General features: G+C 39.8%; 13 protein-coding genes. 8 read left to right on the top strand and 5 right to left on the bottom strand.

Annotated features, from left to right (window positions below; all coding sequences use genetic code 11):
* Position 1 precedes the first annotated feature (1 nt).
* The 5 genes from AAW12_RS16365 to AAW12_RS16345 form a co-directional block, all read right to left on the bottom strand.
* Positions 2 to 2,935, bottom strand: coding sequence for a SusC/RagA family TonB-linked outer membrane protein (locus AAW12_RS16365; RefSeq protein WP_053003762.1), 2,934 nt, complete (start codon positions 2,933 to 2,935; stop codon positions 2 to 4).
* Between the two features lie 599 nt (positions 2,936 to 3,534).
* Positions 3,535 to 5,829 carry a GH92 family glycosyl hydrolase gene (locus tag AAW12_RS16360; RefSeq protein WP_046674734.1) on the bottom strand — a complete coding sequence of 765 codons (2,295 nt, stop codon included), beginning with the start codon at positions 5,827 to 5,829 and terminating at the stop codon, positions 3,535 to 3,537.
* A 10-nt stretch (positions 5,830 to 5,839) separates the two neighbouring features.
* Entirely contained in the window at positions 5,840 to 6,562 is a 723-nt protein-coding gene (locus tag AAW12_RS16355) for a basic secretory protein-like protein (RefSeq protein ID WP_046674733.1), read from the bottom strand.
* Between the two features lie 10 nt (positions 6,563 to 6,572).
* Entirely contained in the window at positions 6,573 to 8,921 is a 2,349-nt protein-coding gene (locus AAW12_RS16350) for a GH92 family glycosyl hydrolase (protein ID WP_084823213.1), read from the bottom strand.
* 147 nt (positions 8,922 to 9,068) lie between these two features.
* On the bottom strand, positions 9,069 to 10,055 hold the full coding sequence (locus AAW12_RS16345) for a LacI family DNA-binding transcriptional regulator (RefSeq protein ID WP_046674732.1): 987 nt from the start codon (positions 10,053 to 10,055) through the stop codon (positions 9,069 to 9,071).
* A gap of 412 nt (positions 10,056 to 10,467) precedes the next feature.
* Between AAW12_RS16345 and AAW12_RS16340 the strand changes: the two genes are divergently transcribed.
* The 8 genes from AAW12_RS16340 (at position 10,468) to AAW12_RS16305 (ending at position 22,423) form a co-directional block, all read left to right on the top strand.
* The gene (locus AAW12_RS16340; RefSeq protein ID WP_046674731.1) at positions 10,468 to 11,901 is read left to right on the top strand and encodes an arylsulfatase; all 1,434 of its coding nucleotides are present in this window, start codon (positions 10,468 to 10,470) and stop codon (positions 11,899 to 11,901) included.
* A gap of 161 nt (positions 11,902 to 12,062) precedes the next feature.
* Complete coding sequence (locus AAW12_RS16335; protein WP_046674730.1) at positions 12,063 to 12,638, top strand: RNA polymerase sigma factor; 576 nt, start codon at positions 12,063 to 12,065, stop codon at positions 12,636 to 12,638.
* Between the two features lie 150 nt (positions 12,639 to 12,788).
* Positions 12,789 to 13,916 (top strand): FecR family protein, encoded by a 1,128-nt coding sequence (locus AAW12_RS16330; protein WP_197084068.1) that lies wholly within the window; start codon positions 12,789 to 12,791, stop codon positions 13,914 to 13,916.
* Between the two features lie 303 nt (positions 13,917 to 14,219).
* The gene (locus AAW12_RS16325; RefSeq protein WP_046674729.1) at positions 14,220 to 17,678 is read left to right on the top strand and encodes a TonB-dependent receptor; all 3,459 of its coding nucleotides are present in this window, start codon (positions 14,220 to 14,222) and stop codon (positions 17,676 to 17,678) included.
* Between the two features lie 12 nt (positions 17,679 to 17,690).
* Entirely contained in the window at positions 17,691 to 19,607 is a 1,917-nt protein-coding gene (locus AAW12_RS16320; protein WP_084823222.1) for a RagB/SusD family nutrient uptake outer membrane protein, read from the top strand.
* 21 nt (positions 19,608 to 19,628) lie between these two features.
* On the top strand, positions 19,629 to 20,936 hold the full coding sequence (locus AAW12_RS16315) for a DUF5000 domain-containing lipoprotein (RefSeq protein ID WP_046674727.1): 1,308 nt from the start codon (positions 19,629 to 19,631) through the stop codon (positions 20,934 to 20,936).
* A gap of 6 nt (positions 20,937 to 20,942) precedes the next feature.
* Positions 20,943 to 21,668, top strand: a complete 726-nt coding sequence (locus AAW12_RS16310) for a DUF4998 domain-containing protein (RefSeq protein WP_046674726.1) — start codon at positions 20,943 to 20,945, stop codon at positions 21,666 to 21,668.
* A 197-nt stretch (positions 21,669 to 21,865) separates the two neighbouring features.
* Positions 21,866 to 22,423 carry an RNA polymerase sigma factor gene (locus AAW12_RS16305; RefSeq protein WP_046674725.1) on the top strand — a complete coding sequence of 186 codons (558 nt, stop codon included), beginning with the start codon at positions 21,866 to 21,868 and terminating at the stop codon, positions 22,421 to 22,423.
* The last annotated feature ends 59 nt before the right edge of the window (positions 22,424 to 22,482 follow it).

Genomic DNA, 22,482 nt, shown 5'->3' with positions numbered 1-22,482 from the left:
TTTAAAAGTCAACTTTTATTCCTAGCGTATAAATTCGTGGTATCCTCATTTTTGACCCAATGTCATAACCTGTGTAATCGACGATCTCAGGATCCACACCACTGTAAGATGTAATCGTAGCAACATTGTTGGCAGACACATATGCATACGCATTTCTAATGGCCTGAGTCCGGCCCGCCAAAAGAGAAGTTAAGTTATAGCCCAACGTGATCGCTCTTATTTTAACAAATGAAGCGTTCTCTAGGAAAAGATCTTGATCGGCCTGATAGGCAATAACAGTACTCCAGGGATTATACAAAGGATATTTACTGTAATCACCCCTTTTTTCCCAATACGTAATCTCTTTGACAGCCTCTAGATTTTTCGCGCCTTCATTATTGATAAAATCAAAGCGATTGGCCATTTCCTGATTGATGAGTTGTCGACCAATATTATAATACATATTAACCCCTATATCCCATTTCCCAAACACAAAATTGTTGTACCAATTACCAAATACAGCAGGCAAACGATGCCCTCGCAATTTCCGGTCTTGATCATTGATCGTATTATCGCCATTTTGATCCTTCCATATCGGATCACCCGCACGCAATTGGATCGCATTATAAGTCATTCCCTGAGGGACGTCGGCATCGGTTTTGTAAATACCTTCGTTAGAAAGGAGCCAATATTGGTCTAAGGGTTTGCCAACCTCCAAAAGGTTATTACCGATCACGAGTCGATCTAACCCATTGGGCAATGCCTTCAGTTTATTCTGGTTATGGGATACATTTAGCGCAGTTGACCACTTAAAGTTGTCCGATTGAATGGGATCAAGGCCAACGGTTAATTCGGTACCGATATTCTGCACATTCATTCCCGCTGCATAGCTCGATTTATAACCATACTCGCTATAGGATGGAATATTAATTAACTGATTCTTTGTCTGTTTCACATACACATCAAGCGAAACATGGAAATTTTTCTTCTGAATGGCATAATCCAACCCCAAATTGCCCTGGTCTATATAGGCCCAGGGAATATTATAACCAACCCAACCCGATTCATAAGGTCGCACCAATCCCGCAATCGCATTATAGCCAGCAATAAGCCGATTACCCGTAAATCCCATTTGAGCAACGTAATTGGGGCCTTGCGCAAAATCATCAAACACATTGGCCAGCCCGATACGTCCAACACTAAAACGGGCAGTAAGATCTTTCAGGTTTGGATTGGTATTAAACCAGCTGTTTTTAATATTCCAATTGACCGACAAGGATGGCGTAAAAATCCAGCGGGCATCGGGCTGCGCATTCGATGAACCGTCAGAGCGCAGCAAAATCGATGTTTCAACCTTATTTCCATAATGATAAGTCGCTTTTCCGTAAAAGGAAACCAAGTTGTGCCGGATGCGATCTAAAAACTTAAATATAAGTGCTTTAGGATATGCTGTAGCTTCGAGATAATTTGAATTTAGCGCATCGTCTTCCAGCAGATTGACCTTAATAAAATCATTTACTCCTTTGTAAGCATATGCATAGTTGTAGCGATACGTATCCCATTGCAAACTATTGCCGACTAGCAGGTTTAATTTATGTTCGCTATTTACATTCCAGTCGTAAAAAGCTTTATTGTCAAATACCGCCCGCTGATTATATCCATAATAGTTTGAAGCAAAATTATTGGATTCCATCAGCTTACTGTGGTAGAATTGGTCACGATAACCCTCATTATAATCGAGCATTCCTGTCGAAAGAAAATGAAAATTTCCAAAATCAAATTGAAGCTTTCCGTAGCCCTGCACAACGTTCGTCTTATTGTTATCAAAGCCTTTTTTATAATAACTCAGGTACTCATTGTAGACCTCCTTATTGGGGGACAAGGGTGCTGACAGGTCCGGAAAATAAGCTAACTGGGCAAATCTATCGCGCAGATTCAGGTTGCGATTACGATCGAGCCGAGCTATATTTGCCTGCATGGAGAAGGTCAGCCAAGTCATCGGCCGCATATTCAGTCCAAACAAAGCATAGTACTTATTCAATTTTACCTGATCAGCCACGCCTTTATCCTGTGTTGAGCCTGCCGCAAATTGAAAATTTGCACGTGGCCCACCACCGGATAAATTTGCATTCAAATTGTAAACCAAACCACTATTGTAATACGAATCCGTCCAATCGGATTTTCCAAAATAATTCATATTAAGCGAGTCGCTTAAATACACGGGGTATGAATCTCCATCATTATATTTGCCGTTGGAGGTATATAAATCATAAAATTGCTTTCTGAACTTGTTTTCGTATTCACCATTGATTGTTGTGACATGGGGGCGCTCGGCCAAACCCGTATACATGTTGACCGATATCCGGTTGCTCTTATCCGATTTATACGCTTTCGTACGAACAACTATAGCTCCATTTGCAGCATTAGGACCATACATCGCAATCGCGGCAACATCCTTTAATACTTCAATAGACTTAACCATATCGATATTAATATTCGCTAATAAATTGGTTGCAGGCCCAATGCGCTCTAGATTGTAGGTTTGAACGGCATAAGCAAAGGGATGCTCTCCAACCAAGGGAATTCCGTCCACAACAACCAGTGGCTGGTTCTGAAATACGTCCATATCAGAAAACAGTGCCCTCGAAATACCTCGAATATACATAGGCTGCTTGGTTCCGGGTTCGCCAGACGACTCCGTTACATAAAGCCCCGTGTTATTTCCTTTTAGGTATTGCTGCAAGGAAGAATAAGGTAATAAAGCTTGTTTCTTTATCTCTACTGGATTTACTTGGCTCGTTTTAATCTGGAATATAGAATCCAATTTCGAAGTTCCAATCTGAAGCTTAAGACTATCGGACGCGGATAACACCTTATCTTGACCAAAAGCAAAAGAATAACAGGCACAGGACCACCCTAAAAGAATAAGCCTATCCAAATACCTTTTTTTTATCATGTACATAGGAATGATATATAATTAGGTTATTTTTACTTTTCCACTATAACTGGTTAAAATCACCTCAAAAGGGAGGTGAATTTTTACTGATTTTTCGAGATAGGAAAATTGGTCGATTCCCATCTAAAATTGATATTATGCAGTATCAAATAGAATTAATATCATAATTTAAGGTTTTAAGTCTACAATATAAAAACGTTTTAGCATAACACAACATCAGAAATGTTAAAACGGATCGGTTTACTAATTGGTCAGCACGTATCTCTCTTGGTTATATTGAAGATATATAGAAAAACGAGAAAAAAAAATTTTTTGTGTTATTTTTCTAATTTGCTAAACTGGTTTAGTTAGTAGCATTAAGCAATTTATAAGCTAAAAACTGGTTTTTTACGTAAAAAAAATATGATTTTGCTAAAATGGCGTATTCAATTAATTTTTTTTCTAATTGTAACGCCATGACGCGAACAAACCAAAAAACGAACAGAAAACTCAACAATTAGATGAATACCAGCTCGATAGTACCGACCATTCAGACTGTAAGAGAACATAAAAACCCCTCGTAAACGAGGGGTCTTCTTTATTGTAATCTTTCTTTACTCCTATTTGTTTGGTTTATTGCTCATCTCGAAGATTAATTCACCACCATTTATAATGCTACTATAGGGTAATAGAAAATTATCCAATTTCCGCCCATTTAAAGAAACGGATTTAACGTAAACATTCTTTTCAGACTGGTTACGAGCAACTATGGAAAGACTGCGTCCATTTTCAAGATTAACCTTTGCCGATTTTACCAAAGGACTACCAATCCAATAACTATCTTCCCCAGGTGCCACTGGATAAAAACCCAATGCAGTAAATAAATACCATGCCGACATTTGTCCACAGTCATCATTTCCCCCTAAACCCGCATGGCCATTGTGATACTGATTCCGTATGATCTGTCTGACGCGGGCCTGGGTTTTCCAGGGACTATTGGTTATATTGTACAAGTATGCCACATGATGTGAAGGCTCATTTCCATGCACGTAATTTCCGATAATGCCATCGCGGGTAATATCCTCCGTATGTTCAAAATATTTATCCGGTAATTCCATGGTAAACAGGGAATCCAAATAAGACTCTAAACGTTTTTTGCCTCCCATTAATGCCATCATTTCAGTAGGTTGATGCGGTACATACAGGCTGTAATTCCACGAATTCCCTTCAATAAATCCTTGTCCATGTGTATCCAAAACATCAAATTTCTCCTGAAATTTACCCACCGAATTCTTCGGACGCATAAATCCAATGGAGGAATCATAGAGTGATTTCCAGCTTTCAGCTCTTTTGGAAAAAGTCGTGTAAATATCCTCTTTTCCCAATTTTTTCGCCAATTGCGCTATGCACCAATCGTCATACGCATATTCCAATGTATTAGAAACTGATGTTCCCGATACATCTGCAGGAACATACCCCTTATCAATGTAAGCGCCGATTCCCTCATACTGACGTGTATTTGCCGTTTGTACGCAAGCCGCTAGAGCGGTTTCCGCATCACCTTTGTAAACGCCCTTAAGTATTGCGTCAACAATAACAGACACCGAATGATAGCCGCTCATGCACCAATTATCATTCGCATAATGCGACCAAATTGGCAACATCTTCAATACACTCTGGTCATAATGAGCCATCATGGATGCCACAATATCAGCATTACGGGAAGGGTTAATTAAATTCAACAGCGGATGAAAAGCCCGATAAGTATCCCACAGCGAAAATGAGGTATAATTCGTAAAACCTTTGGCACGGTGCACCTCCTGATCCAAGCCTTTATATTCACCATTCGTATCCATATAGACTGTCGGCATTAAGCTTGCATGGTACATGGCTGTATAAAAATTAACCAGGTCTTCCTTGTTCAACATTTCAGCTTCTATCTTATGCAGCTCCTTTTCCCAGGCTTCTTGGCCTTTCTTAACGTAGCCATCAAAATTCCAGTCCGGAGCCTCAGCCTCCATATTGGCCAATGCATTCTTCATGCTTACTGGACTTAAAGCTACTTTCAGAAGGATGGATTCTTGTGCTTTTGTATCAAAATCCAAGTGTAGCTTAATATTGTGCGCTGCAAGATCAGGGAAATTGTTTTGTTGATCAAACTTACGCCAGAAACCATTATAGACAGATTTTCCATCTTCATACTTGGCGCCATAATTCTTAAAAGCTTTTGAGGTCTTTATTGCAAAGTATACGGTGCGCGTTCTCGACCAACCGTTTGTTTGACGGTAGCCTACCAGTGTTGAATCGTTCAATACCTTGACAACGGTCCAAACATTCTTGCCATCATAATTATAAATCCCAGCAGTTAGATCTACGATAAGATGTGAAGCGTCAGACTCTTTGAATGTATAACGGTGGAGCCCTACACGTGTTGTAGTCGTTAATTCAGCCTTAATCTGATGTTTATCCAGTAAAACACTGTAATAGTTGGCCTCAGCTCGTTCATTGGCATGCGAATAGGACGATCGATAACCATCTTGTGGTCGATCAGCTGTTCCCGGGTTTAATTGAACTTTTCCTTGTGTCGGCATGATCTGTATATCACCAAGATCGGAGTGACCTGTGCCACTAAAATGTGTATGACTAAACCCGACAATCGTCGGATCATCATACTGATAACCAGCACAATATTTATAAACATCACCGTTGTACCGTCCATTGACAGCATAAGATAATGTATCCGTATCAGGACTTAATTGTACAGCACCGAATGGAACTGTCGCCCCCGGAAAAGTATGTCCCATTTTCGCCGTTCCGATGAGTGGTTTGACATACTGAACTAATTTAGTTTCTTGTGCCTTTAATAGATATGGGACACTAATTAATCCCAAAAAGACTAAACTTCTGATATTCATCGCTTATGAATTATAGTGTGGGATTTTGGCTATAATCGGCCCATAGCTCATCAATAGTTTTACCCGTCTCCACTTTCCAAAAAGCATCACTATAGCTTTTGCTACGCATCGCTGCATCCAATTTTTTGACAAAATCCTTCTTTACATGTAGATTGATCCAGTACAAAAAGCGCGCTGTAATACGATAAGAATCGGTGTATTTCTGCTTTTCGTTATATTCTGGCAGCTTCCAGTTTGCCCCCGCATTGTCTATGCCATCATCAAATCGGACAAAATCGGCTATCCCTTCCGTAATCCACCACGGGCCCGCCCCATCGGGGTATGCTTGAACAATATGCATGACTTCATGGGTAACCACGTCAATATCCCCTGGATTTTTGGCAAACCAGGCTGGACTATAACGGACAATCCCACCCGCTGTCGCTGCCACACCTTTATAGTCCGGATCTATAACAAAAGAGACCTTTTTTATAGTCTTTTTATTATATTTCTTGGCTAGTTTAGGATAGTTGGTAAAATATGCCGCTACCAGCCTTTCTTTTAAAGAAGCACTAAAATCTTTGTCTTTATTAATCCAAATTAGGGTATAACCACCTTTACTGATACTATCAATATCCACAGCAACCTTGCGGTCATTTTCGGTATGTTTCCAGTTGTCCTGCGCAAAAAGGGAACAAGAATATACCAAGCCAAATACAGTAACAACGATTTTTAAGTTTTTTAAGTTTATCATAACCTAATGATTATTTCTTTTTGTTCGATTTCAACTTGATATTTGTTAGCAAATCTGTTGTCATTGAATAAGGCGCTGAATTTTTGGACGCTCCCCTCGTATAATTAGGCTTTGCCGCCATGTCAAAATTAAGTGTCCCACCTTCATGCAATGCTCTGTGACTTAACCAGTTCTTACCATAGTCCTTACCGTTCATTTGCAATGTATTTACATATACATTTTCAGTAGAATTCTTTGGAGCATCAATGGTCAACGTCTTACCATTTTCAAATGTTAAGGTCGCTTTTTTAAATAATGGCGCTCCGAGCACATATTCATCCGTTGCCGGACAAACAGGATAGAATCCCAGTGCTGAAAAAACATACCATGCAGAAGTTTGACCATTATCTTCGTCACCACAATAGCCATCAGGTGTAGGCTTATACATGCGATCCATCACTTGACGCACCCAATATTGTGTTTTCCAAGGTTGGCCAGCGTAATTGTACAAATATGGCATATGCTGAATTGGCTGATTACCATGTGCATATTGCCCCATATTCGCAACTTGCATTTCGCGTATTTCATGGATAATACCGCCATAATAGCTATCGTCGAAATCTGGAGACTGGACAAACACCGAATCCAACATGCTCACAAATGTCTTTTCTCCTCCCATTAGGTCGATCAGCCCCTGAACATCGTGAAATACGCTCCACGAATAATGCCAGCTATTTCCTTCGGTGAATGCGTCACCCCATTTTAATGGATTAAAAGGAGCCTGGAATTTTCCATCTTTATTCTTTCCACGCATAAGATTGGTCGATGGATCAAATAAATTCTTATAGTTCTGCGCACGCTTAGCATACAAATCAATTTCAGCCTTCGGACGGTTCAACGCTTTTGCCAATTGGTAGATCGTGAAATCGTCATAGGCATATTCTAAAGTACGTGCTGCATTTTCATTGATTTTAACATCATATGGCACGTACCCCAAACTATTGTAGTATTCAACACCTTTTCTTCCAACAGCACTCATTGGTCCTTCGTTATTAGCGCCGTGTTGTAAAGCTTCGTATAACTTATTGATATCATAACCGCGTAATCCCTTCATATAAGCATCCGAAACCACCGAAGCAGAATTGTTACCCACCATAATATCGGCATATCCAGGACTACTCCATTCAGGCAGAAAGCCTCCTTCCAAATAAGCATTGAGAAGACCTTCCTGCATTTCCTTATTAATGGAAGGATACATAAAGTTTAAGAATGGATACAACGCTCTAAAAGTATCCCAAAAACCTGTTCCTCCAAATAAATAGCCAGGAAGTGTTTTTCCATTATATGGACTGTAATGTACAACCTTTCCTTGCGCATCAATTTCATATAACTTGTTCGGGAAAAATAAGGTACGATACATAGTCGAATAAAATGTACGCAACTGGTCGATGTCATCACCTTCTACTTTAATTTTCCCTAAGGTAGAATTCCAGATCTGACGTCCGTCTTCTTTCACTTGATCGAAAGATTTATTTCCCAACTCATTTAAGTTCAATAAGGCTTGTTCGGCACTGATAAAGGAAGACGCTACCTTCACCTGTACTGGTTTCGATTTGTCTTTTACCTTAAACCCTACGATTGCACCAGTGTGATCACCTTTGATCTGAAGTTGCCCATCCTTCTTCTCTTTGCCTTCCCAAGTAGCGACACTTGCAAAAGGTTGATCAAAAACCAAAACAAAATAATTCTTGAAATTAGCAGGCAGTGGGCCCCGTGCATATTTCGAAGAATAGCCAATGATCATATTTTTTTCTGGAATAATCTGAACTTCCGATCCCTTTTCATAAGCATCCAAAACAATATACGCATCTTCTGTTTTATTAAACGAGATCCTAAACATTGCTGCGCGGTCTGTTGGAGTCATCTCAGCAGTCACATCGTGGTCCGCTAGATAAACCGAATAATAATAAGGTTTTACAATCTCCGCTTTGTGCGAAAACCAGCTCGCACGCTCCTCTTGATCAAATACGGGCTTTCCAGTCACAGGCATGATTGAAAAAACACCGTAATCATTCATCCAGGGTGATGGCTGGTGAGTCTGTTTTAAACCACGAATCTTATCCGCAGTATATTGATACTGCCATCCGTCGCCATTTTTCCCCGTTTGAGGTGTCCACATATTCATCCCCCAAGGTCGCGCTATTGAGGGATAGGTATTACCATTGGACAACTCAAATTTGGATTCTGTACCCATTAATGGATTAACAAGATCGACAGCTTCTAACTGCTGCCCTCTAAATTTCTGAGCCAAAACCGGTTTTGCGCAAAACAAACCAAAAGACAATAACGAACCCAGAAAAACACTTATAGATTTTTTCATTATTTAGGATATATAAAAATATTTCTACTAAAACGTATTAGTAAAGATATAAAAAAGAATATTAAATCAAAATAAAGACCTGTAATTGGACAAACGCGTCTTATGATTTTTACAATTCACTTTTTATATATCCATTGTTGCCCCATTTTAGCGCCGGATCAATTTTGTTGAGATGATATATTCTTTTGGTGTGGATATCCCTTGATCTATTTCCTTTAACAAAACTTTCACACAAGTTTTGGCCAGAGGTTCCAATGGTTGTTGTATACAGGAGATCTTAGGATTTAAAAGATCAAACAACTCATGGTCATCAAAGGAAAACATCGGAAAATCATAGTTATTTTCATCCGCCGACCGCAGGGCCTTTAATCCGAGAATACAAAGATAATTTGTGGTAAAAAAAAGACCATCTAATCCAGGCTGCTTAGTTGCCCAATTTTTCAACATACGTGTGCCTTTCTGTTTCAGATGCTGATAGGGTAATTGCAGTATGCGAGGCTCCATGCCATAAGCCTCACAAAATTCCAAATAAGCGCGTTTGCGTGCCAGCATTTGTGGTTGACCCGAATCGATGGTTACCAATCCAAAGTTTCTACAACCAATAGATTTTAAATGGTCACATGCAGTCTTCCCACTCTCTTCATTGTCAATATGCACATAATGGGTTTCAACTGCTGGAGAATTTCTATCAAAAACGACCAACGGTACCTTATGCTCCAATATTTTGCGCTGATAGTCCTCTAAATCTATCGTCGGGGCTAAGATAATACCCTCTACTTTCTTTTCCAACATCGAATCGATAATATCGCGTGCATTTTGCGAATCTCCAAGCGTACTACTGTAGAGGACGTGATAATTTTTCTTTCGGAACAATTCCTCTACATACAATGCAAATGGACCAAAAAAAGAATCCCCAATATTCTCTACAATTAGACCAATGGTATTTGATCGCCCCGTAGCTAAACTCTTCGCGAGAGCATTGGGCTTATAGCCAACTTTTTCAACGTATGCAAGTACGCGGTTTTCCAATTCCTTGCTAATGCGTGCTCGCTCGGCTTTGTGATTAATGACTAATGAAACAGTTGATTTAGACACATTGAGTTCCTGTGCTATTTCTTTAATTGATTTGGCCATAAGAGCATTTTCATAAAATTAGGGTGAAATTAGAAAATAAATATGAACATATCGGAGATTACAATTGATAGCACACAATAAATTATTACACAATCGTATGCGTAGACAGCAAAAAGTAACAGATTATCAAATTAAGGCTCTTTCATTAATGCTATTAGCCCTCCATGGATGCGAGCCCATGCGATCAAGAAGATATTTTGAGTAAATTTAACGCTCATTCTTTTTAGAATAATGCTTTTCTAAAAGAGACGTATTAAAAAGTATACGAACCATTATCAAAATAAACTAAATAGGTCCATCTTACTGTTTTATATGGATTAAGTGGCACTGCTATATAAACTGATGGACAGTATAAACTAATAGACAGTCTTAGCTAAGAAAAAAATTAATTTGAAGAAATAACCGAATGCAAATGAAAACATCTTTTATATTATTTCTTCTTTTGACCCTAGCCTCTCTTGCTATAGCTCAAAAGAAGGACCAAAGACCGAATATTGTACTTATTATGGCAGATGATCTTGGTTATGGAGACCTTGGTGTATACGGTCAGCAAAAAATTGAAACGAAGCATATCGATTCATTGGCCGCCAAAGGAATGAAATTTGACAACTTCTACGCCGGTACATCTGTGTGCGCTCCGTCACGATCATCTTTAATGACAGGACAGCATACTGGCCACACCTATGTACGCGGGAATAAAGAAATTGAGCCCGAAGGACAACAACCGCTAGCCGACTCTGTACAAACTTTTGCTATGCTTCTACAACAGGCAGGATATACAACCGGTGCGTTTGGAAAATGGGGACTTGGAATGGTCAATACAACAGGTGCTCCTGATCAAAAAGGATTCGATGAATTCTATGGCTATAACTGTCAACGACAGTCCCATCGCTACTACCCAACTCACCTCTGGCATAATAACGAAAGGATAGAACTCCATAGCAACGGTTTAATAGTCCAAGGACAGTATGCACCAGCATTAATCCAAGAAAAGACCTTGGAATTTATTGATCAAAATAAAGAGAAACCTTTTTTCCTTTATGTACCGACAGTTCTTCCTCACGCCGAATTATCAGGTCCGGATGACAAATATTATCAATTATATGCAAACAGGTTTGAGGAAAAACCATATAAAGGAAATGACTATGGACCGCAAGCCACTGTTCCAGGTTATGCATCGGTAGAAAAGCCGCATGCCATGTATGCGAGTATGGTAAGCCGTATGGATGCTTATGTTGGCCAAATTGTTGATCGATTACGCGAAAACAAACTATTAGATAACACTATTATCATTTTTACGAGCGACAACGGATCGCACAAAGAAGGCGGAGCAGATCCCAATTTTTTCAATAGCTCTGGGGGGTTACGCGGCAACAAACGCGACCTCTATGAGGGTGGTATCAAGACTTCTTTCATTGTGTATTGGCATGGTAAAGTTGCCGAAGGAAAAACTTCAAACTATCTGGGCGCTTTTTGGGATATTATGCCTACGATGGTCGAACTTACCGGAGCAAATAAACCGCATTATACAGACGGTATTTCATTTTTGCCAACGCTGCTAGGTAAAAACAAGCAACAGAAACAGCACCAATATCTGTATTGGGAATTTCATGAAGATGGAGGACGTCAAGCCTTGCGCCAGGGAGATTGGAAACTTATCTTACAAAAAGTTACAAGTAGTCAGCCTACAGCCGAACTATATAATCTCAAACAAGATCCAACAGAACAACACAATATTGCTCAGGAAAACCCAAAGAAAGTAGAAGAATTACGTCTATTGATTGAAAAAGCGCACGTTGAAAGTGGTATTTTCCCATTGACAAGTGTAACCGGTCATAAAAAATAAAGCAACGATTTTGGGGAGTAGCGAGCTGCGTTTATTCCCTAAAAAAACTAATAAATTCCTTGAAAATATAGAACTGTAGTCAGCACGTTAAAAATAGAGATTATCTTTCCTGTCACAAGAAATCATATGTTTTTCACTAAGTTTACTGCCCGAGTACACCCATGAAAAGTCAAAAATCATATCAATATCACCAGCTTCTCCCTCTTATACGCCAAGGGGACCAACGAGCATTTGTTGTATTATATGATCTATTTACGCCCGATTTAATCGCTTTTATCGCAAAAAAAATTGCTAGCAGTGAAGCCGCTGAAGATATACTGCACGACCTTTTTATGTCTGTATGGAAAAATCGGGAAATGATTGAACAAATAGAATCTCTCCCAGCCTACCTATTTAGCTCCTGTAGATACCTCATCCTTGCTCATTATCGCAAGAATTTAAAATTAAAGGTATCATCGCTCTATTTTGACGAGCTCGAACTGGAAGACGAAACCGTTGCAATAGAAGACAAACTCTATTACCGTTATATTATTGATATTGTCGCCAAAGAAGTCGAAAACCTTCCTGAAAAATGCCGACAAGTATTTAAATTGAGTCGTGACTTCTACATGAGCAACAAAGCTATTGCGCAGCAGCTTAATATCAGCGAGTCTACTGTCGAAAAACACATTAATAAAGCAATCAAGCATCTTCGAGCAGCAACAAGCCATTTATTTCATTTTACACTATTCTTCTAGTCAACGCCTGCACCTTTTTGACAAGTATTTACATCTATATTTTTACCCATTTTAAAAAAACACTTTTTTTCATTTTCGACTGGAGGTTCCACCTTATTTTACACACTTGTATAGTAACTGACCATTCCAATGGAACCTGTTATGAATCAAATGAACGAAATATACAAGCTGATTTCCGTCTTCTTGAACAGGAAGGATACTGTTCAAGAGAGAAAAGAACTACTTGACTGGTTTGAAAAACAGTCCGAAAATGGCATTGCTGAGACCGAATTCGCAGCTATTCAAAATAATGCAAAAAAGAGCCTTATCAAGGATATACAAAATCCAGCAAGAAAAATTATACGGCTCCGCACAACCCGGTATATAGCTATCGCCGCCAGCATCCTGCTGATTGGTTTTTCGGTCATACAGTTTTGGCCAAAGCCCGAGATCTTAGCTACCACAGCACAATTGGCATCAATCCCACCCGGTAAAGAAAGAGCGGTCATTATCTTGGGAAATGGCAAACGAATAGATCTCGAACATCTTTCGCTCAATCAAAGTATACAAACAGGCGATGTTATTATAAAAAAGGATGGCAATGGACAAATCAGCTATCATGATGTTAAAACAGGAAAAATAAGCATACAGCAAAATAGCATGTATACGCCAAAAGGTGCCACTTATGACCTAACCTTATCAGATGGCACATTGGTGACACTAAACGCTGATTCGAAAATCTCTTATCCAACCTCCTTTGACAATGGAGACAGGGAAGTTGAATTACAGGGTGAAGCCTATTTTCACGTACAGAAAACAATCAATAGAAGCAAATTTATTGTTAAAACACGTGGTCAGAAAATTGAGGTTTTGGGAACCCGCTTCAATGTCAATGCATATCCCGAAACAGATAGAACCCAAACAACCCTAGAGGAAGGGTCTGTGGTAGTATCAGCACAGGATATACCACAATCCGCTATTTACCTAAAACCAAATGAGCAGGCTACTTTGCAACATGGCACACTAAATTCCCGCCACATAAATCTTGAAGAAGTATTGAGTTGGAAAAAAGGTCAGTTTTATTTCAATGGTAATAATACCGAAGAGGTCATGCAACAAATTGCCCGCTGGTATAATATTGACATTATCTACAAACGAAGTAAAAGCAAGGAAGAATACACAGGTACAATCCCCCGCAATCTAAGCTTAAATAAATTGGTGCAGCTGCTCAACTATGCGGATCTCAATACAAAAGCTTTGGTGGGTGACAATAACCGAATTAAATTAATCATTACATAACCAATTACTAAAATTATGACAAGTACAAAACTGCCACCATAAATCCTTATTGCCAATACCAATAAAAAACGGACCCTGTTGGCGCAGAATCCGTAGTAGTAATTGGTATTAAAGCATCGTATAACATCTCAATTATTAACACATTAAAACCAAACGAATTTAATGAAATTTTCAATAACTCCGTTCATGAAGAGGGAGAGGGATTTTCATGAAGGGTTGTTTGGCGTTAACACGACGCCTAATAAAAGCCCTAAAAGTGAAAAACAAAAACCTTTTTTTGCGCGACCATTACCTAGATCTCTTATGAGGATCAACTTAATCACTTTATTGATCGGCCTAGGACTATCCCAAGTGGATGCTCATACCTATGCACAGCAAATTACGCTTAAAAAGCATAATGCAAGTCTTCAAGTTATTTTAAAGGATCTTGAGAAACAAAGTGGATATACTTTCTTTTATAAGAAGAATGAAATCTCTGCCAGTAAGGACATCTCTATCGATGTAAAAAACCAGCCATTTTCGCAGGTTTTAAACATTGTACTGGAGAATGCAGATTTTACTTATGATTTCTTTGACAAAACAATTGTCATTAAGAAGAAAAATGAACCACGGCGAGATGCCTTTAACAAGATTATTAGCAAGCCAATAATCAATAAGAGTTTAGACCTGCAGCAAGAAACTCAAGTAACAGGCTCTGTCAGTGACACCTTGGGCAGAAAACTTACCGGTGTAAGCGTCAGTATCAAGGGAAAATCAGGCCTTGGTACAGCGACAGATATCAATGGAGCTTTTGTACTAAAAGTACCCGCTAACGCGACCCTGACTTTCACAATGGTTGGATACGATCCACAGGAAGTTGCTATTAACGGAAAATCAAAATTTGATATCGTATTAAAAGAATCTGCATCAAGTTCTATTGACGAAGTCGTTGTTACAGCATTTGGTCAACGCTCCAAGAAGAGCGACCTTATTGGTTCCGTTTCATCACTTAGCCCCAAAGAATTACGTGCCCCAGTAAGCAATCTTACAGCAGCATTACAAGGCAAAGTTGCTGGTGTAGTTTCATTTCAACGCAGTGGAGAGCCAGGAGGCGACAATGCCGATTTTTTCATCAGAGGTGTAGGTACTTTTGGAACAAATAATAAACCATTGATTCTTGTCGATAATATGGAGGTGACAGCAGATGATTTGGCACGTATCCCCGTTGATGACATCGAAAACTTTTCGATCTTACGTGATGCCACCGCATCAGCCGTATATGGCTCTCGCGGAGCAAACGGAGTTGTCTTAGTGACAACAAAGATAGGACGTGACGGACCTGCAACGATCAGTTTTAGAGCCGAACAACGCATATCAACACCTACCCAAACGCTGAAATTTGCGGATCCCGTCACTTGGATGAAAATGTACAATGAGGCTGTTACAACACGAGACCCTTTGGGGGTAGAACCCTATGGGCAATATAAAATTGAACGCACCGCTGCTGGAGACGATCCGATCACCTACCCGGCAGTCGATTGGCTCAATGCGCTTACTAAGAAGACTACAACAACCCAAAACTACAATTTAAGTGTATCGGGCGGTGGACAAATTGCAACGTATAACGTGAGTGGAAATTTTACCAATGACAATGGTCTACTTAAAATGGATGCGTTGAACAACTTTAACAATAACGTTAATTTTAAGGTTATGAACCTGCGGAGCAATATTGGTATCAACTTAACCAAATCAACATTCGCCATGGTTCGCACCGTGGCCAATCTGCAAAATTACAGTGGTCCACCGACAAATGGAGCAGAAGCCTACAATCTTGCACTTCGTGCAAATCCTGTTTTATTTCTTCCAGTATATCAAGCCGGTCCTAGTCAGTCCTATATTCAGCATCCACTCTTCGGAAATGCCGATAAGGGACAGTACGCCAACCCTTACGCACAGATTATGCGCGGATACTCGGAAAGAAAGCGGAGTGATATTCAGGTGCAATTGGAATTAAAACAAGATTTTTCAACAATTCTTTTAGAAGGTCTAAATTATAGAGGACTGTTCAATCTAAGCAGAAATTCTTATTTTGCCCAATCACGCCAGTACAACCCGTTTTATTATGAGCCAATAGGAACCGATCCAAAAAACAACTCTTTGCTCTTTCGTGAGATCAATCCTGAAACAGGAACAGAATATCTCGATTTCGTTCCTGGAGAAAGAACCCAATCCGCTGTTTTCTATATGGAGAATCAGCTCTCCTATCAACGGACCTTTAATGAGAAGCACAATGTATTTGGCATGCTGATCAACACTATTCGAGATAATGTCAAAACACCCGTCGACAATAATATTTCCCTGATCAATACGCTTCCCAACAGAAATGTGTCCTTATCTGGTAGCTTCACCTATGGCTATGATAATCGTTATCACGCTCAATTTGCTTTTGGGTACAATGGCTCGGAGAAGTTTTCAGACAAATTTCGTTGGGGATTTTTTCCTTCCTTCGGTTTAGCATGGAATGTATCCAATGAGCAGTTTTTCGAACCAATTAAGGAGGTCGTCAGTAATTTAAAATTTCGCTTCACACGTGGCATTCTCGGGAATGACCAGATACTTGATACGAGATTCTTCTATCTTTCGGATGTCAACCTGAATAGCACAGACTATGGTTATTCTTTTGGCTTACCTGCCGAGTCAGGACGTAGAACCGTCAACGGTATTGTGGTCAATCGGTATGCCAACCCTGACATTCGATGGGAAATTTCCAAACAAACCAACTTGGGAATTGACTTAAGCTTATTTAAAGGCGCATTGACATTTACAGGTGATTTTTATCAACAACAACGTGACAATATCGTTCAAGCACGTTCATTATCCTCAATCAACGGTCTAACCGCCGCTGTTTTTGCCAATGTTGGAGAATATAAGAGTAAAGGATTTGACGGCGAATTGGTCTACAATAAGTCTGTGAACAGTGATTTATGGTTCCAAGGCAGAGGAACATTCACTTTTGCAACAGGAGAATATGCATTCTTCGAAGAGCCGGCATATAAAAACGCGTACCGTCAACGTCAAGGAACTTCCGTCAGCAATCAGTTTGGTTATATAGCGGAGCGACTGTTTATTGATGACAACGAAGTCTATAATAGTCCCGCCCAAGAATTTGGATCAACAGTCCGTGGTGGAGATATCAAATACTTGGACGTTAATCGAGACGGTTTAATTAATGACGACGACCGCATGCCAATAGGCTATCCTACGACGCCAGAAATCAATTATGGCTTTGGTTTAAGCACAGGCTATAAGGGTTTCGACTGCTCGTTCTTTTTTAGCGGAGTTGGAAGAACATCGTTATTTATTAATCCAACAACGAATAATACAAGCAGTCCATTGAGCCGAGGGATTGCTCCATTCGGTGTAGAAACATCACCCAACGCTGTCTTCCAAGAGTGGGCAAATAACTATTGGTCCGAAGACAATAAAAACATCTATGCAGCATGGCCTCGTTTAAGCGTCATGCCAATGGCCAACAATACAGTTCAAAGTACTTTTTGGATGCGTAATGGCAGTCTGCTTCGTTTAAAACAAGTCGAATTAGGTTACACATTCAACAAAAAACTAACGCAACGATACAAATTCAAAAACCTGCGTATTTATGCCAGTGCAACAAATCTATTGCGATTTAGCTCTTTCAAATTATGGGATCCTGAAATGGGTGGTAATGCGCTAAACTATCCGCTACAAAGGGTATTTAACATTGGTATCAATGCTAATTTATAAGAAACTATGAAAATGAGATTTAAGAAAAGTATAATCGTGTTAGGATTGTTAGTAGGTCTTTCGACCTCCTGTAATAAGTTTCTGGATGTTGTTCCAGATAATGCACCTGTACTCGACCAAGCATTCGCAATGCGTACAATGGCCGAGCGTTATTTAGTGACCTGTTATAGTCAATTACCGCAAAGCTTTTCAATGACCAATAACCCAGGGTGGCTTTCGGGCGACGAATTCTGGCTAAACTCCGAATCAACCTATTCGGGGTATTTCAATTGGAGAATTGCTTTGGGCAACCAAAATGGTGACAACCCCTTGTTAAATGCTTGGGACGGGAACAATGGAGCAACAAATCTTTGGGTGGGTATCACAAACTGCAATACATTTCTCGACAATATTATGTCGGTACCGGATATGACAGACGAAGAAAAACAGATGTGGATCTCTGAAGTCAAATTTTTGAAAGCCTACTATCATTTTCTCTTAATGAAACAGTACGGCCCTGTACCTATCAGAGACAAGAATATCCCTATCTATGACAGCCCAGGATCTTCCCAGCTGCCTCGAAATAGTATAGATGAATGCTTCAACTATATTATCAGTATGATTGATGAATCCATCCCCAATTTAATGGATGACGTTACTGCAGTGAACAGTGAAACAGGACGCATTACAAAAATCGTCGCCAAAGCAATGAAGGCTGAGATATTGGTTTATGCCGCCAGTCCACTTTTCAACGGAAACGTTGGTACCGAAGCTTCAATTAAAAATAACGATGGCAAGGAACTATTCAACCACAGTTATTCGTCCGAGAAATGGCAATTGGCAGCTAAAGCCTGTAAAGAGGCCATTGATTTTGCTTCCGAGCATGGTAAAAAATTACACACCTGGACACCCACTGGAGGATTTACACCTCAAGCCAGTACGCAATTTCAGATGAATATCCGGGAGGCTTATAATGAAAACACAGATAATCCAGAAGTATTATGGCTGGATACCAAATCAACCGCCAATGGAACCATTCAAGGTTATTTTATGCTTCCTCGCTACACAGCCAACGCCACGTCCGGAACTTTATTGGGCTTTATGTCTGCGACTTTAAATATTGTGGAGAAATTCTATTCCAACAATGGTGTACCTATTGAGGAAGATATTACTTATCCATATACATCAAGATTCGATTTGATTGCAGTTCCCAACACAGATGCTTATAAATATGATTTGGTCGCTGGGAAACAAACAGCCCGGATGAATCTAAATCGGGAAAATAGATTTTATGGCACCTTAATGTTTGATGCCGGACGTGTATTTATGCTACAAGCTGGTTCGGATGCGAATGCCTACAATATTGATCTCAAATATTCGGGATCGTCGGGAAAAGTAGACCCCACACGATTCAATTGGACAGGCTATGCCTCAAAAAAACACTATAATTATCGGAGTACCGTAGGTGCAAGTAACGCCTACACAGCTCGGTTATTTGGGCATCCGATCATGCGTTTAGCCAATCTCTACCTTTACTACGCAGAAGCATTAAACGAAGCAAATGGCCCATCAGCAGAGGCTTATTCCTACATTGATGCCGTCCGAACACGGAGTGGTCTCAAAGGTGTTGTTGAATCGTGGCAAAATTACTCTTCTGCGCCAAACAAACCCACAACCAAAGATGGGCTGCGTGAAATTATCAAACGTGAACGTACAAATGAGTTTGCTTTGGAAGGTGTGCGTTTTTGGGATCTTCGCCGTTGGAAAGATGCCGTCAAAGAATTAAACAACCCAATTTTAGGATGGGATATCAATCAATCATCCGAAGGCTCTTACTATCGGACAACACTATTATATACACGGTCATTTATGGATCGGGATTACTTTTGGCCATTGAGCTTAAATGAAAGAAGACGCAACCCAAATCTTGTCCAAAGTGCAGGATGGTAATTAAATTACAACTATCGCATCATGAAAAATTTAATCAATAAAATCGCTCCCATCATGCTAGCAATCCTTTTGATGGCTCCATTACTATGGACAAGTTGCAAGGAAGACATAGGCATCACCGCAGCAAGACAAGGAGAAAAACCGAATACCTTAAAGAACCTTGCCTATGAAGAAGCTCCTGGCGGAGCGAAGATCAGCTACGATTTACCAACATCAGCAGACTTACGCTACGTCAAGGCAACGTATACATTGGAAAATGGGAAAGAAATGGTCACCAAGGCCAGCATATACGACAATCAACTTGCTGTGCAAGGATATGCAGCGATCGGTGAACATGACGTTAGACTTGTGGCTGTCGCGGTTGGTGACGTGGAATCTGATCCCGTTACTATTAAAATCAAGACAGGAAAGCCTAATTATATCATTTTAGCCGAATCATTTAAATCTAACGATTTTTTCTACAGCACATTTGGTGGAGTAAACCTTAAATTTGAAAATAAAGATGCTGCAAATATCATTTTAAGTATATTCAAATATGGGGAAAATCCGACCACCAAAGAGGTCGGCTGGAATGTCCTGAACGAGACCTATACAAAATCCAAAGAAGGTGTTATTCGCGTTCGTGGAGAACAACCGATTGCAACCACCTACGGTATTGTAATCCGCGATCAATGGGGTAACGTATCAGACACCGTTCGTCGCAATTTGACGCCACAAGAAGAATATGAAATCAACAATTTATTGATTTATAATGGTATAACGGCCTATAGTGATATGAATAGAAATGGTGATTACATCAGCAATTACAATGCACAAGGTGGAAGTGCCGAAATGCAGGTATCACTATTTGATGGAATTGAAGGATCCCCCTATTATATCACAAACAAGCAGTGGTGGGGTAAGGCTGCCCCGATCCCATTCCAATTCACTTTGGATGCCCGTAAAAAGGCACAAATAAGTCGGGTCAAACTCTGGGGTCGAAACGACAATTATGGGCTATTGTTTCAAGCTACACACCCAAAAGAATTCGAGCTTTATGGCAGTAATTCACCGGCACAAGATGGTTCTTGGGATTCTTGGACATTACTCGGAACATTTGAAGGCGTCCGTCCATCCGGCCTTGCCTTTGGCACTAACGCGAATAGTGAGGATCAAGATTACGCGCGTAAGGGAGAAGATTTTGAAGTCAACTGGGATAACCCGAGCGGATTCAAATATTTCCGAATAAAAGTAAACTGTACGTGGAATGGCGTTCGAGAACAACCGCTAGGTAATGCCCTAACAGTTGCTATATCGGAATTGAAATTATATGGAAAATACGTAGACTGATAAATTATGAAAAAAATATTAAATTATATACTGATCGTGTTGGGTACTGTCCTTTTAAACTACAGTTGCAAGCCATCAGACTACTATTATGGGGAATACCTAAAAAATGGGGAAATCTACTATCCTGGCCGCGTAGATTCATTATCTATTATCCCGGGCAATCAAAGGGGAATACTGCGTTTTAAAGTAACGACAGACCCCAAAGTGAATAGTGTGAGAGTATATCTCAGGAGCAGCCTCTCACCTATGGCAGAAGTAAAAAATTACCCGATAGAAGCCAGCGAACATGGTAGAATAAAATTCATCACCTTAGATGCACTTTCGGAAGCAACATACACGGCAAACGTTTATTCATTTACGAGTCAAGGTGATAGTTCTCGAGCAGTAGCCTCGAGTCAGTTTATTTACGGGCAGAGTTATATACGAACCCTTGTCAATCGCTCATTTTCAAAATTTGACAAAACAAACGCCAGTGAGCATTTCCTGGTATTGGCTCGAGAAAATAACCTGCCCAGACAGGGTACATTTTACCCAATGCAGTTTACAGAAGTTACTTACCTGAATAATTCAGGAGATTCCACGACAGTTCGCATTACCCCTTATGAGGACTTTGCAAGCCTAAAAAATATTGTAAGTCCAAGTACAGTCAAATACAGAACTGTTTACAAACCTGTACAAGCTTCCATCGATTATTTTTACACTGCATTTACAGAACAGAAGTATAGCAAATAACACAAATGCCAACAAAATTGTAACTATTGCGATGATACGCAGTAAGGTAAATAATAGCTATTTCCTTACATGCATTTTTTGATCCCGTCGATTACAACAGAAAAGGTTAGACGGAAACGCTTCCCAAGCAGTTCCCTGTCTAACCTTTTTTAACTATCTTTTTTTAGATACATTTGTGCCATAATTGGAAACTAAAAATGGATAGTACAATTGCACTTTGGCTAAAACAAATCGCAGAAGGCGACCGAACTGCATTCGATGCACTATACAATCATTTCTGGAAAGCAATATACCAATACGTCTATCCCAAAACTAAAAATACCGAAGCAACCGAAGATATTCTACATGACCTATTCTTGAGTATCTGGAAAAATAGGAGTAGATTGCAAGAAATCAACAATATCGAATCCTACCTCAAAACTGGCGCACGCTACCTAACCTTCTCCTACTTCAATAAAAATAGCGAACAGCATAGGATGGATATCGATAAGGTAGACATCATCCTCGATGATGCGCCAATCGAAGATCGCTTACATTACCGCTATTTATTGGACCTCATTCAAGAAGAAATACAAAATCTTCCCGAACGTTGCAGAATTATTTTCAATGAAAGCCGTGTCAACCACAAATCCATCAACCAGATAGCCCTTGAATACGGCTTATCAAAAAGTACGGTTGAGAATCAAATAAACAAAGCGCTCAAGCGTTTACGCCTAGTTACCAAAGACTTCCACACCTTTCTCTCATTTTTTTAATTTTTTTTCATTTTAGCGTAGGTGCTTTCAGATGTTTCGATGACTATATCTATACAAGG

Source organism: Sphingobacterium sp. Ag1 (assembly GCF_000988325.1).
Classification (GTDB): Bacteria; Bacteroidota; Bacteroidia; order Sphingobacteriales; family Sphingobacteriaceae; genus Sphingobacterium.
This window is presented reverse-complemented; position numbering and strand designations above follow the sequence as displayed.